Raw genomic sequence first — 13,222 nt, forward strand, 5'->3', positions numbered from 1 at the left:
CCTTTAATACAGGAACTCCTTTGTTAGTTTCCGTTCAAAAGTTGCTAGTTTTTTTAAATGTTTTTACACTAAAGATTACTATTTTTATACAAATTTTAAGCACATTATGAGTAAACAGGACGATTTTTTTAAACATATAACAGAAGGAAACAAAACAAAAGGAGACTTTATAACCTTAGGCTCTGCAATATTAGATGGAGAAACCATTAAAGATGCCTTTGTAAAAGTACCATTAAAAACCATGAACAGACATGGCTTAATTGCAGGTGCTACAGGTACTGGAAAAACTAAAACACTACAAGTTTTATCTGAAAACTTAAGTGACAAAGGCATTCCTGTATTACTAATGGATATTAAAGGAGATTTAAGTGGTTTGGCACAACCTAGTCCTGGACATGAAAAAATAGATGAACGTCATGAAAAAATAGGTTTGCCATTTGAAGCAAAAGGATTTCCTGTAGAAATAATGTCGCTTTCTGAACAAGAAGGCGTTCGTTTACGAGCTACAGTTAGTGAATTTGGACCTGTTTTACTTTCTAGAATTTTAGACCTATCAGAAACTCAATCAGGAGTTGTAGCTGTAATTTTTAAATATTGTGACGACAATAAGTTACCCTTACTAGACCTTAAAGACTTTAAAAAAATATTACAATACGCTACCCAAGAAGGAAAACAAGAATTTCAAGAAGCTTATGGTAGAATCTCTACAGCATCTACAGGTGCCATTTTACGTAAAGTAATAGAAATTGAACAACAAGGAGGAGAATTATTTTTTGGAGAAAAAAGTTTTGATATAGAAGACCTACTAAGAACCACAAGAGATGGTCGTGGCTACATTAACATTATTCGTTTAACAGACATTCAAGATAAACCTAAATTATTCTCTACCTTCATGCTTAGTTTACTCGCTGAAATATACGAGACACTACCTGAACAAGGCGATTCTGGAAAACCAGAACTTGTTATGTTTATAGACGAAGCACATTTAATTTTTAACGAGGCATCTAAAGCTTTGTTAAACCAAATTGAAAGTATTGTTAAACTAATACGTAGTAAAGGTGTTGGTTTATATTTTGTAACTCAAAACCCTACAGATGTACCAGAAGGAGTGCTTAGCCAGTTAGGCTTAAAAGTACAACACGCCTTACGTGCATTTACAGCAAAAGACAGAAAAGCAATCAAACTTACTGCACAAAACTATCCTGACACAGATTATTATGATACCGCAGAGATACTAACCTCTTTAGGTACAGGAGAAGCTCTAGTTTCTGCATTAGATGAAAAAGGAAGACCAACACCTCTTGCAGCAACCATGATGCGTGCTCCTATGAGCAGAATGGATGTGCTTACAGAAACAGAACTAAACACGCTTTTAGACGACTCAAAATTAGTTATAAAATATAACGAAACCATAGATAGAGAGTCTGCTTATGAGATGCTAAATAAAAAAATTAAAAAAGCCGAAGAACTAAAAATTAAAGAAGACGAGAGAGAGGCAAAAGAAAAGGAGCGCAAAAAATCTACGCGAAAAAGTTCTAGTAGCACCAGAATGAATCCTATTGTAAAAGTGCTTACAAGTGCTACATTTATACGTTCTGTTTTCGGAATTTTAAAAAAAGTAATGAAGTAAAAAGCTTCAGTCGAAAAATTAAGCGTATTATATATATTCAAAAAAAAAAAAAACAATCATCAATATTTTCGTTTACACGAAATCAAAAAAAAAGCTTCCTGCTTTCTCAGGAAACACCTATGAAAAACACAATTTTCACCCTTTGCCTAGTTGCTATCTTTTTTATTTCATGCAAAAAAGAAGTAAACCCATTTTTAATTTCTAAAAACAATATTGGACTTTTAACAGACTCTACAAAAGTAAAAGACCTAGAAACTGTTTTTGCTAATGATTCTGTTGTAAAAAGGATTAGTGGAGACGGATTTACAGGACGCATCAGTGACATTGAAATTTATGACAAAACAGGAAAACAATTATTAACACTTTCGCCAAACCAAGATTTAGACTCTACAGCAACCATAAACACGGTTAAAGTTATAGACCAAAGATATAAAACAGAAAAAGGATTAAACACAACAAGTACTTTTGCAGATATAAAAAACAATTACACCATTTCAAGCATACAAAATACCCTGCGCAATGTAGTAGTTTTTGTAGACGAAATAAACGCTTTTTTCACCATTGACAAAATGGAATTACCTGCAGAATTACGTATTGATATGAGTAAAAAAATAGAAGCTATTCATATTCCAGATACCGCAAAAATTAAACATTTCATGATAGGTTGGTAATTTGCAGCAACAGAAAACACTAAACATTGCTAACCAAAACACCTTGTAACAAAAAGAACAAATGAATCCATTATTCGGTAAACTATTAACAGATCTAGCAAAGCAAAGGCTTAAAGCTAAACAAGCACCTATACCATATACCGAAAAACAAATTACGCCAATAATTAACAATATAAAAGTAGAGTTTTCACATGCTATAAAAGAGTATCTGTTTATAATTATTGGTGTATTTTCAGCAGGATTTGGACTAAAAGGTTTTTTGTTACCAAACCAATTTATCGATGGTGGAGCAACAGGTATTTCTTTACTGCTTCAAAACATTACCTCTTTATCTCTGGGTGTTTTATTACTTCTAGTAAATATTCCTTTTCTTATATTAGGCACAAGAACAATAGGAGTAAAATTTGCCATTAAAAGCGTTATTGCCATTGCATTTTTAGCCATTGTAGTTCACTTTGTAAACTACCCAATAATAACAGAAGACAAACTATTAATTGCTGTATTTGGTGGTTTCTTTTTAGGTTTAGGTATTGGTTTAGCAATGCGTGGAGGAAGCGTAATAGATGGCACCGAAGTTTTAGCAATTTACTTAAGCAGAAAAATATCAATTACTGTAGGTGACGTTTTATTGCTTATAAATATTATTATTTTCTCTTTTGGTGCTTATGTTTTATCTGTAGAAACTGCGCTTTACGCTATACTAACTTATTTATCTGCTGCCAAAACAGTAGATTTTGTAGTAGATGGTGTTGAAGAATATGTTGGTATTACCATAATTTCTGAAAAACATGACGAAATTAGAATTATGGTTACAGAAAAACTACTTAGAGCTTGCACAATATATGCAGGAAAAGGTGGTTTTGGTTCTAACGGAAAAAGTTACGACAAAGACATTATTTATACAGTAATGACAAGATTAGAGTTAGCAAAACTTTACACAGAAATTGATAAAATAGACAAAAACGCATTTGTAGTTATAGGTATTGTTAAAGATTTAAAAGGAGGAATGATTAAACGAAAACCTTTAAAGTAAATACTACCAAAATACCTATAATTATTTTTTCCTTATTTTTATGAAAAAGAAATACACCATACAAAAAACACCATTTGTAGTACCAACTACAGACGGAAAAGTAATAGAAGAACACTTTGGCCTAGCTAGTGATAACAACGCACAAATAAGTATAGCTCGCATGGTTGCTCCTGCTGGATGGAGTGAGCCTTTTCAAACACCTGAATTTGACGAGTACACATATATAATTAAAGGCAAAAAACAATTTATTATTGAAGACGAAGTTGTAATTTTGCAAGCCGGAGAATCTATTAAAATTAGTAAAAATACACGAGTTCAGTACTCCAATCCATTTACAATTGCCTGTGAATACATTGCTATTTGCCTACCTGCATTTTCTATGGACTTAGTAAACAGAGAAGATTAAAATGAATTTTATACCAAAAACCGTTGGCTTATTTATAAATACCGTAAGTTTTATTTCACCTAAGACAGCTGGAAACTTAGCGCTTTCTTTATTTTCTAAACCTTTAAAAGGAAAAGTAAAAGAAAAAGATTATGATTTTTTAGACACTGCTTTTAAAGAAGAATTAGAATATGAAGATTTAAACATCATGACCTATAGATGGCTTGGAAAAAACAAAACCATTCTACTAGTTCATGGTTGGGAAAGCAATGCTGCAAGATGGAAACCTTTAATTAAAAACTTACAAGAACAAAATTACAACATAGTTGCTCTTGATGCTCCTGCTCATGGTCGCTCAAGCGGTAAACGCTTTAATGCTATTCTATATTCAGAATTTATTCATGTTGTCTCTAAAAAGTTTAATCCAGATATTATTATTGGTCATTCTGTTGGTGGTATGGCAACTGTATTTTACCAGCACAAATACCAAAACCCAGCCTTAGAAAAACTTATTTTATTAGGCGCTCCAGCTAACTTTACAGGTGTTTTTAATCGCTATGTAGACATGATGGGTTACAATAAAACAGTACACAATAAAATAAGTGATATTGTATTAGAAAAATATGGCCATGCACCAGAATACTTTTCTGCAGCAGATTTTTCTAAAGAAATTAAAACATCAGCACTTATTATTCATGATGAACGCGACAGAATTATTCCGTATCAAGACGCCATACACTTTGATAAAAATTACGTTAACGCACAACTTATAACCACACAAGGTTTTGGTCACTCTTTAAACAATGAAACCATTACAGAACACATTAATAAGTATATCACTTATTAAAAAATAGCAGAATAAAACAAGAGCATATCCTGTTACACCTAATTAGCGAATAAACTTATAGTATCTTTGCCAAATGAAAGAGAATCTTAAACGTATAAACAAATATTTAAGCGAAGTTGGTTATTGCTCACGCAGAGAAGCAGACAGACTTATAGACGCTGGAAGAGTAACTATTAATGGCGTTGTACCAGAAATGGGAACCAAAATAGCACCAACAGATGAAGTACATGTAGACGGAAAACCGGTTATAAACACCAAAGAGTCTTTTACCTATTTAGCTTTTAACAAACCTGTAGGCATTGTTTGCACCACAGATACCAGAGTAGAAAAAGATAATATTATAGATTATATAAAATACCCAAAACGCATATTCCCTATTGGAAGATTAGACAAACCTAGTGAAGGATTAATCTTTCTTACAGATGATGGAGATATAGTAAACAAAATACTTCGCGCTAGCAACAATCACGAAAAGGAATATATTGTTACAGTAGACAAACCTATTTCGCAAACCTTTTTAGAAAGAATGTCTGGCGGAATTCCTTTAGAAGAATTAGGAAAAACTACCAGTCCTTGTGTTGTTGAAAAATTAGGAACCTATAAATTTAAAATAATTTTAACCCAAGGTTTAAACAGACAAATTCGAAGAATGTGTGAATATTTAAATTACGAAGTAAACACGCTAAAACGTGTAAGAATCATGAATATAAAATTAGATGTTCCTGTTGGTAAATACCGAGAATTTACACCTGAAGAATTAAAAGAATTAAATGCTCTTTTAGAGTCTTCAACTAAAACATTTCTAGAAAACAAAAAGTAGCAACCTTAAAAAAAGATGTTAATCTATTCTTAAACAAGAGATTAACACAACAAAACATGATTAACTTTAAAACAAAAGTCAATCATGAAACATTCCGTTTTAGTTGCATTACGTATAAAAACACTACGAATGTTTACATATGACAGTTTAAAAACGAATAAATTGAACATATGAAACTACTAACTACACTCCTACTTTTGCTCTCATTAAGCATTGTTGCTCAAAATGAATATGAAGCTTCTGAAACATTTCCTTATGGACAAGTAAACCCTGAAGCTCCAGAACAAACCAAGGATTATCAGGCCTTAATTGGCGAATGTAATTGCAAATCTACATCTAGAAAACAGGACCAAACCTGGGCAGAACCAGTAGATATGATTTGGCGTTGGAAATATATTATGAATGGTAATGCAGTACAAGATGAAACCATAAAAGCAGATGGAAAACACTCTGGAAGCATCCGCCAATTTATAGCAGACAGCAGCAAATGGTATGTACATTATTATTCTTCAGGATCTCCAACCACCTCTTTATCCACTTGGGAAGGCAACAAAAATAAAGCTGGTAATATTATATTATTAAAAGAACAGAACGCTCCAAATGGAACTGAAGGATTTAGCAGATTAACCTTTTATGATATTAATGATTCCGGTTATAAATGGGTTGGTGAATGGATAGATAAAACAGGAAACATCACGTATCCTTTCTGGAAAATTGATTGTACTAAAGAAAACAAAACACTTTCAGACGAAGAAATTATTCGAAAAAATACCGAAGCTTTTTCACTAGCATGCATGCAAGCAGATTATGATGCATTAGTTGATAAATATACAGATGATGCTAAAATTTTTCCGAATAACACTACAATTATTACCGGAAAAACAGACATTAAAAAGAAATGGGTTTTACCAGAAGGCGTAAAAACACTATACCATAAAGTAACCCCTTCAGAAATAATAATTAAAGACAGTTTTGCTTATGATTATGGCTATTACGAAGGAAAAACACTAACAAAAGAGCAAAAAGAAGTTTCTTGGAAAGGTAAATATGTTATTGTATGGAAAAAAATAAATAACGACTGGAAAATACTTTTAGACATCTGGAATACCGTTTCAGAGTAATTTTACTTACTTTTAACTTCTAAAAATTACACTTGTTATTATGGCTAAAATCTCTCCTTTTCACCTTGCAATTCCTGTACATAATTTAGAAGACTGCAGAACATTTTATAGAGACGTTTTAAACTGTGAAGAAGGCAGAAGTAGTACGCATTGGGTAGATTTTAATTTTTTTGGCCACCAATTAGTGATACATTACAAAGCAAAAACCAACGAGGATACAACTACTAATCCTGTTGACGGAAAAGCGGTTCCTGTACCACACTATGGCGTAGTTTTAGATTGGGATGTTTTTCACGCTTTCGCGGAAGACTTAAAACAAAAAAACATACCTTTTATTATTGAACCATACCTTCGTTTTGAGGGCTTAGCAGGCGAACAAGCTACTATGTTTTTTAATGACCCTGCAGGTAACGCGTTAGAGTTTAAAGCCTTTAAAGATATAAATCAGTTATTTGCCAAGTAAATATTATTTGTAGCGCCAACTTGTTAAATCTGCTCCTTCTGGTGCCGTCTCTAAAATACGTTTCATAATTTTTGGCACATACATACTATTATATCGCAATCTAGAAATATGATTAGGGTTTTCATGATCACCATTCCAACAATGCTCTGCTCGATCTCCATAATCTACTTCACCATCATAATAAGGATCTGTGGTACTTTCTAAAAAGTCTTCCATTAAATACACGGCATTATTTAAATAGTAATTATCCATATCACCACAGTAAATATGAATTTTACCTTTTAACTTTTCGCCAAGCTTATCCCAATCGCGTTCTAAAACATGGCGCAAATCGTAATTTTCTTTCCAAAACTGCGCAACATCTTTATTAATTTCTCCTGTATACTTATTCCATATTCTTTCTGGATAGCCATCTTTTGCTTGTGGCGAATAGGTAGCTTCCCAAATATCAAATTGCCCACCTGATCGTGACTTATCTCCTAAAACCAGCTCTAAGTGATTGTCTTCTTTTACAGTAGCACTCACGTTTCCTAAATAATCTCTATGTGACGGAACTTCCATCTTTTTATGCTTGCTCTTTGCATAATACGCATTGTCATCTTCATAAATATTTGTTAGGCAATAAGCTCTAAAATCTATTGGGTCTGGACAAGCTGCAAAACAACCATTATACGCATCTGGATACTTTACTTGCACTGCCAAGACCTCCCAACCACCTGTGGAACCTCCATACAAAAAGCGAGACCAGCCCTCGCCTTGACCTCTAAAAAGTTTTTCTATATGCGGAATTAACTCATAGGTTATAGCATCTCCATAAGGTCCTTGACTAGCAGAATTTACTGCATACGAATCGTCATAATATGGTGTTGGATGTTGAATTTCTATAATTAAAAAGCGAGGAAAATCGGGTTCATTCCAACGTTTATAAAAATTATAAGCTTCTTGTTGCTGTATTATATTATATCCTTCTAATTGAAACCTATCTGAATATTCAGGCTCTAAATTAGCATCAGGAGGCGTAGTTCTAAACCCTCCAAAATCTGATGGAAAATGACCATGAAAAACCATTAATGGGTATTTAGCTTCTGGATGTTCATCAAAACCCTTTGGCAACAACACATGCGCACCTAAATACATGTCTTTACCCCAAAACTCAGAAAGTAATTCTGACTTTAACCTAATGTGCTTTATCCACGCTGTGTCTTCTGGAGCTTTAATTTCTGGAATAACCTGATCTAAAACAACATGTAAGTCTTGTATACCATCTTCAGTAACGGTTACTTTTACTGGTGTACTATATAAATTTCCTGGAGAGGTTTTCCATTGTTGGCCTTCGCCATTATCCATTGGTAATTTCACGGTTTGACCTGTAGATAAATTAAAAGTTTCATATACATGTAAAACGGCTTGTACATAATAAACCCCTTGTTTTATTTGTGATAAACTTTTATACGGAAACCCAAAAACAGTATCATTAAACGTTACTTTTTCATTGGGTTTTAAATCCTCTACATTAAGGCCGAAAATGGGTTGTGCATCTAGTCCTACAGACACTTGAAAACGCGGTTCTGTTTCTTCACTTTCTGCAAAAATCAACAATAACCTACCATCTAAGTTTTGTGTATTTACAGCATCTGAAAAAGACACCTCAATTTTATTTTTTGATGTTTCCTTCTTGGAAGGTGAAGTACAAGTAAATAAAAAAACAACTAAAAAAAAGGAAGCTACTTTTAATAATTTCATAAAGAATATATTTTCAAAAAAGATACTCATTATTTTTATAATGGTAAAGCAATATTTATTTAACTATCTCCTATTTTATTGCTTGCAAACCAACAAAAAAAGAAAAGTAGGTTTAAAAGCACTTTACTAACAAGTACTTTTAAACCTACTTCATTTACAAAATAACACGCTACAAGTGCTATTTATTGTTTAAAAATTTACACAAAATTATTTAACAAATTTAATTGTTTTTCTTGTTGTATCCTTTTTAAGTACTAATACATAAACACCTCTATTTAAGCTAGAAATATCAATAGTATTAACAACTTCATTTGATGTATTTTCAATTACACGTTTACCATCTATTGCATAGATTTCAAATGTATTATAATTTACATTATTAAATAATTGCACTTGATCATTAGTAACCACATATTTAAATGCAGCATCATTATGAGCTGTGATACTTAGTGAAGGGTCATACACGCTCGTCATTGCTAACGTAGAACCTCCTAAAAGCGAACTTAAAACACTTGATAAGAAACCAGAAGGGTTAAATAAACGTAAATAAAACACATCTCCTTCAGAAACACCTGTTATTGTTTCAGAAAAAGAACCAGAAACACTTACAAAACCAGAAATGTTATAAGAATTACAAATAACAGCATCTAAACCACCAGTATTATTTTCTTTTAAAATTTGATACCTTACATCTGTATTTAATGACAAACCTACTACACTAGTACTTAAACCAATAGTCACTGAGTTTTCACCAGCAGAAACCACATGTTTATAAAAACTATCTGCTCCAGAATCATCTGTACAAGTAGTTGGTAAACCTGAAGCTGTAAGTGAAGTTACACCTAAAATTGTTGCCAGCGAACCAGATCCATCTACAGTTGGTGCTGTTGCGCTAGTATTCTGAGCCTGAGCAATACACACACAAAAAATTGTTGCTAAAAAAAGTAATTTGTTTTTCATAAAATATATTTATTATTGTTATACTTTTTAAAGTTAGCAAAAACTCACTCTATAAAAAACACCTTTTTAAAACCCTTTGTATTTTTATTAAAATCACACAAATAACTATTAAAACATATTATATTTTGAAAAAAAGATAATACGTATTGATTTTCCTACAAAATACAAACGGTATTTTTGCATTATCCCTCTACCTCAAAAGACTAAAAAACAAACATTTACACAAAAAATAGTTTTATTTTGAATTAAAAAAGTCAAACTAACAGTTTTACTGTAACATTTCTTGATAAAAAACATTTCTATTTTCAGAAAAAAAAGAAGTATTCTATAAAAATAAACGCTAACCATTTAAAGGTCAATTTATTTAAAAAACTATTTTTTTTTAATCCAGTAAAAAGGAAAATATATAAGAAGAAAGAAAGGTAGCAACAAAGCTTCAACGACAAAAAGATACGTAGGCCAATCTCCAAAATAATCTAAAGCAGAAGCAGATTCTGGTTTTTGATTTAAATAAGAATAATTAGCATCTAACAGGTAATTAACACCCATTAAAAGAAACATATAGATTTGTAATGCCAAAAAGGACTTAAATACACTTTTTAATTTAGGCCGCATTCTTAATACAATGGTTGCGTAAAAAACAATTATGAGTAAGCCTAAGTGCACTATCCAATACCTAAAATAATCAAGACTAGGAAAACCTTCTGCTATATCTGGAGTAATTACACCTTGTGAGGTTCCTGCAATTATCCAAAACAACAAAACTTCATACATCCAGTATTTTTTATATTGTGTAAATACAGGAATAATTAAAGCAAGGAAGCTACACAAAAACAAAGGCAAATCTGTAGAAACATTATAATTACCTAAACTTATTTTATAACTATGAAAAGCTATTATTGTTAAAGAAACAAAAATACCAAGCATACCAAAAATGCGTTCTTTTTGTTTTTGATAAGCCTTTTTAGCAAAACGAAATAAAATTACGCAAAACAAAACAGCGAGTATTATTGGCAATACATGTTGTACACTACCAATAGTTACTCGCTGTAAGTTTACTATTAAAATTTGCAGAAAATTCATACTGCAATATAAGCAGTTTACTGCATATGTCTTTCTCTAGCTAAAAGAGTATTTTTAAGCAACATAGCAATAGTCATTGGCCCTACTCCTCCAGGAACAGGAGTTATAAAACTTGCTTTTTTACTTACATTTTCAAAATCTACATCACCAGTAATTACGTATCCTTTTGCTGCTGTTTCATCTGCAACACGCGTAATACCAACATCTATAATAACAGCATCGTCTTTTACCATTTCTGCTTTTAAGAAATTTGGCACACCTAATGCCGAAATAATTATATCTGCCTGACTTGTAATTTGTGTAATATTTTTTGTGTGACTATGTGTAAGGGTTACAGTAGAGTTTCCTGGAAAACCTTTTCTTCCCATTAAAATACTCATTGGTCTACCTACAATATGTGATCTACCAATAACTACAGTGTGTTTTCCTTTAGTTTCTACACCATAACGATCTAGAAGCTCTAAAATACCGAATGGAGTTGCAGGAATAAAGGTAGACATATCTAATGCCATTTTACCAAAATTCATTGGATGAAACCCATCTACATCTTTATCTGGATTCACTGCCATTAACACTTTTTGTGTGTTAATTTGTGGAGGTAATGGCAATTGAATAATAAAACCATCAACATCGCTATTAGTATTTAACTCCTCAATCTTATCTAATAACTCTACTTCACTAGTGGTATTAGACATTCTTACCATTGTAGACTCAAAACCAACACGCTCACAAGCACGAACCTTACTTGCAACATAGGTTAAACTTGCTCCATCATTACCAACAATAATTGCAGCTAGGTGTGGCACTTTTTCTCCTTTTGCCACCATTTTTTTTACTTGTTCAGTAATTTCATCTTTAATGTCGTTACTTACTTTTTTTCCGTCTAAAATTGTCATGTTGTTATTTTAAATCTTTAAGGTCGAGCGCAGTCGAGACCTTAATACATATCAAATTATAAGTGAAATCTCTCGACTGCGCTCGAGGAGACACATTTTTATTTACAAAATACTACAAACAAAAAAACATGAGTTACCTCATGTTTTTCATTGCGTTCATCATACGTTTTCCGCCGCCACCTTGCATCATCTTCATCATTTTGGACATTTGATTAAATTGCTTTAGCAGCTGGTTTACTTCTTGAACCGAAGTACCAGATCCTTTACCTATCCTCTTTTTACGGCTTGCATTAATAACACTAGGGTTAGTACGCTCTTGCGGTGTCATAGAATGAATAATGGCTTCAATACCTTTAAAAGCATCATCATCTATATCTATATCTTTCATCATTTTACCAGCTCCAGGAATCATTCCAATAAGGTCTTTCATGTTCCCCATTTTCTTGATTTGCTGAATTTGCTTTAAGAAATCATCAAAACCAAATTGATTTTTGGCAATTTTCTTTTGCAGTTTTCTAGCTTCCGCTTCATCAAATTGTTCTTGTGCTCTTTCAACAAGTGAAACCACATCTCCCATTCCAAGAATACGATCTGCCATACGTGAAGGATAGAAAACATCAATAGCTTCCATTTTTTCACCTGTACCAATAAACTTAATAGGTTTGTTTACTACAGATTTAATAGAAATTGCTGCTCCACCACGAGTATCTCCATCTAACTTGGTAAGAATTACACCATCAAAATTTAAAACATCATTAAATGCTTTTGCTGTATTAACAGCATCTTGACCTGTCATAGAATCTACTACAAACAAGGTTTCTTGTGGCTGAATTGCTTTATGTATATTAGAAATTTCGGTCATCATGGCTTCATCTACAGCCAAACGACCAGCAGTATCAATAATTACTACATTGTGTCCGTTTGCTTTTGCATGAGCTATACCTGCTTGTGCAATAGCCACAGGATCTGTGTTTCCTTTATCACTAAAAACCTCAACCTTAATTTGATCTCCTACTACATGCAGTTGATCTACAGCTGCAGGACGATACACATCACAAGCAACCAATAAAGGTTTCTTTGTTTTTTTATTTTTAAGATAATTAGCAAGTTTACCAGAAAAAGTTGTTTTTCCAGAACCTTGTAAACCAGACATTAAAATAATGCTTGGTGTACCTGTTAAATTAAGACCTTCTACATCACCTCCCATTAACTCAGTAAGCTCATCTTTAACAAGCTTAACCATTAACTGTCCTGGTTGCAGGCTAGTTAATACGTTTTGTCCAAGTGCTTTTTCCTTTACTCTATTGGTAAATTCTTTCGCAATTTTAAAGTTAACATCGGCATCTAATAACGCTCTACGCACTTCTTTTAAGGTTTCGGCAACATTAACCTCTGTAATGCTTCCATGCCCTTTTAGTACATGTAACGCTTTATCTAACTTTTCACTTAAATTATTAAACATAAATTTTTTTTATTTCAATAGTTGCAAAAGTAAAGAAATATTTTGTTTTTCTTTAATTGAAAAGCTTGTTTAATTGGAATTAAAGCATATTTATTACATCCTTATAAA

General features: G+C 32.3%; 13 protein-coding genes. 8 read left to right on the top strand and 5 right to left on the bottom strand.

Annotation, left to right across the window (positions count from 1 at the left end; translation table 11 throughout):
• The first annotated feature begins 106 nt into the window (after window positions 1-106).
• From KO494_RS15720 to KO494_RS15755, 8 genes are all read left to right on the top strand, one after another.
• Window positions 107-1,630: a helicase HerA-like domain-containing protein gene (locus tag KO494_RS15720; protein WP_215968576.1), complete on the top strand. Its 1,524-nt coding sequence runs from the start codon at window positions 107-109 to the stop codon at window positions 1,628-1,630.
• 119 nt (window positions 1,631-1,749) lie between these two features.
• Entirely contained in the window at window positions 1,750-2,301 is a 552-nt protein-coding gene (locus tag KO494_RS15725) for a hypothetical protein (protein ID WP_215968577.1), read from the top strand.
• Window positions 2,302-2,362: 61 nt separating this feature from the next.
• Window positions 2,363-3,334, top strand: coding sequence for a YitT family protein (locus KO494_RS15730; protein ID WP_215968578.1), 972 nt, complete (start codon window positions 2,363-2,365; stop codon window positions 3,332-3,334).
• 40 nt (window positions 3,335-3,374) lie between these two features.
• Window positions 3,375-3,740, top strand: coding sequence for a cupin domain-containing protein (locus tag KO494_RS15735; RefSeq protein WP_215968579.1), 366 nt, complete (start codon window positions 3,375-3,377; stop codon window positions 3,738-3,740).
• A gap of 1 nt (window position 3,741) precedes the next feature.
• The gene (locus KO494_RS15740) at window positions 3,742-4,566 is read left to right on the top strand and encodes an alpha/beta hydrolase (RefSeq protein WP_215968580.1); all 825 of its coding nucleotides are present in this window, start codon (window positions 3,742-3,744) and stop codon (window positions 4,564-4,566) included.
• 73 nt (window positions 4,567-4,639) lie between these two features.
• The gene (locus tag KO494_RS15745) at window positions 4,640-5,386 is read left to right on the top strand and encodes a pseudouridine synthase (RefSeq protein ID WP_215968581.1); all 747 of its coding nucleotides are present in this window, start codon (window positions 4,640-4,642) and stop codon (window positions 5,384-5,386) included.
• Window positions 5,387-5,556: 170 nt separating this feature from the next.
• Window positions 5,557-6,507, top strand: coding sequence for a DUF4440 domain-containing protein (locus tag KO494_RS15750; RefSeq protein ID WP_215968582.1), 951 nt, complete (start codon window positions 5,557-5,559; stop codon window positions 6,505-6,507).
• 40 nt (window positions 6,508-6,547) lie between these two features.
• Window positions 6,548-6,970 (top strand): VOC family protein, encoded by a 423-nt coding sequence (locus tag KO494_RS15755; protein ID WP_215968583.1) that lies wholly within the window; start codon window positions 6,548-6,550, stop codon window positions 6,968-6,970.
• Window positions 6,971-6,973: 3 nt separating this feature from the next.
• Here the strand turns inward: KO494_RS15755 and KO494_RS15760 are convergent, their stop codons facing one another.
• The 5 genes from KO494_RS15760 to ffh all read right to left on the bottom strand — a co-directional run bounded on the left by KO494_RS15760 (window position 6,974) and on the right by ffh (window position 13,114).
• A complete protein-coding gene (locus tag KO494_RS15760; protein WP_215968584.1) occupies window positions 6,974-8,713 on the bottom strand; it encodes a hypothetical protein in 1,740 nt (579 codons plus the stop codon).
• Window positions 8,714-8,920: 207 nt separating this feature from the next.
• Window positions 8,921-9,673: a T9SS type A sorting domain-containing protein gene (locus tag KO494_RS15765; RefSeq protein WP_215968585.1), complete on the bottom strand. Its 753-nt coding sequence runs from the start codon at window positions 9,671-9,673 to the stop codon at window positions 8,921-8,923.
• 372 nt (window positions 9,674-10,045) lie between these two features.
• The gene (locus KO494_RS15770; RefSeq protein ID WP_215968586.1) at window positions 10,046-10,756 is read right to left on the bottom strand and encodes a TIGR02206 family membrane protein; all 711 of its coding nucleotides are present in this window, start codon (window positions 10,754-10,756) and stop codon (window positions 10,046-10,048) included.
• Between the two features lie 17 nt (window positions 10,757-10,773).
• On the bottom strand, window positions 10,774-11,652 hold the full coding sequence (locus tag KO494_RS15775) for a bifunctional 5,10-methylenetetrahydrofolate dehydrogenase/5,10-methenyltetrahydrofolate cyclohydrolase (RefSeq protein ID WP_215968587.1): 879 nt from the start codon (window positions 11,650-11,652) through the stop codon (window positions 10,774-10,776).
• Window positions 11,653-11,785: 133 nt separating this feature from the next.
• Window positions 11,786-13,114 (bottom strand): signal recognition particle protein, encoded by a 1,329-nt coding sequence (ffh, locus tag KO494_RS15780; RefSeq protein WP_215968588.1) that lies wholly within the window; start codon window positions 13,112-13,114, stop codon window positions 11,786-11,788.
• Window positions 13,115-13,222 lie beyond the last annotated feature (108 nt).

The organism is Lacinutrix sp. C3R15, assembly GCF_018860825.1.
Taxonomy (GTDB): Bacteria; Bacteroidota; Bacteroidia; order Flavobacteriales; family Flavobacteriaceae; genus Oceanihabitans.

Excerpts from the sequence above, each read along its gene's own strand:
- ffh (WP_215968588.1), bottom strand. The coding sequence starts at position 13,114 with ATGTTTAATAATTTAAGTGAAAAGTTAGATAAAGCGTTACATGTACTA.
- KO494_RS15720 (WP_215968576.1), top strand. The coding sequence starts at position 107 with ATGAGTAAACAGGACGATTTTTTTAAACATATAACAGAAGGAAACAAA.
- KO494_RS15765 (WP_215968585.1), bottom strand. The coding sequence starts at position 9,673 with ATGAAAAACAAATTACTTTTTTTAGCAACAATTTTTTGTGTGTGTATT.
- KO494_RS15740 (WP_215968580.1), top strand. The coding sequence starts at position 3,742 with ATGAATTTTATACCAAAAACCGTTGGCTTATTTATAAATACCGTAAGT.
- KO494_RS15750 (WP_215968582.1), top strand. The coding sequence starts at position 5,557 with ATGAAACTACTAACTACACTCCTACTTTTGCTCTCATTAAGCATTGTT.
- KO494_RS15745 (WP_215968581.1), top strand. The coding sequence starts at position 4,640 with ATGAAAGAGAATCTTAAACGTATAAACAAATATTTAAGCGAAGTTGGT.
- KO494_RS15770 (WP_215968586.1), bottom strand. The coding sequence starts at position 10,756 with ATGAATTTTCTGCAAATTTTAATAGTAAACTTACAGCGAGTAACTATT.
- KO494_RS15755 (WP_215968583.1), top strand. The coding sequence starts at position 6,548 with ATGGCTAAAATCTCTCCTTTTCACCTTGCAATTCCTGTACATAATTTA.
- KO494_RS15730 (WP_215968578.1), top strand. The coding sequence starts at position 2,363 with ATGAATCCATTATTCGGTAAACTATTAACAGATCTAGCAAAGCAAAGG.
- KO494_RS15735 (WP_215968579.1), top strand. The coding sequence starts at position 3,375 with ATGAAAAAGAAATACACCATACAAAAAACACCATTTGTAGTACCAACT.
- KO494_RS15775 (WP_215968587.1), bottom strand. The coding sequence starts at position 11,652 with ATGACAATTTTAGACGGAAAAAAAGTAAGTAACGACATTAAAGATGAA.
- KO494_RS15760 (WP_215968584.1), bottom strand. The coding sequence starts at position 8,713 with ATGAAATTATTAAAAGTAGCTTCCTTTTTTTTAGTTGTTTTTTTATTT.
- KO494_RS15725 (WP_215968577.1), top strand. The coding sequence starts at position 1,750 with ATGAAAAACACAATTTTCACCCTTTGCCTAGTTGCTATCTTTTTTATT.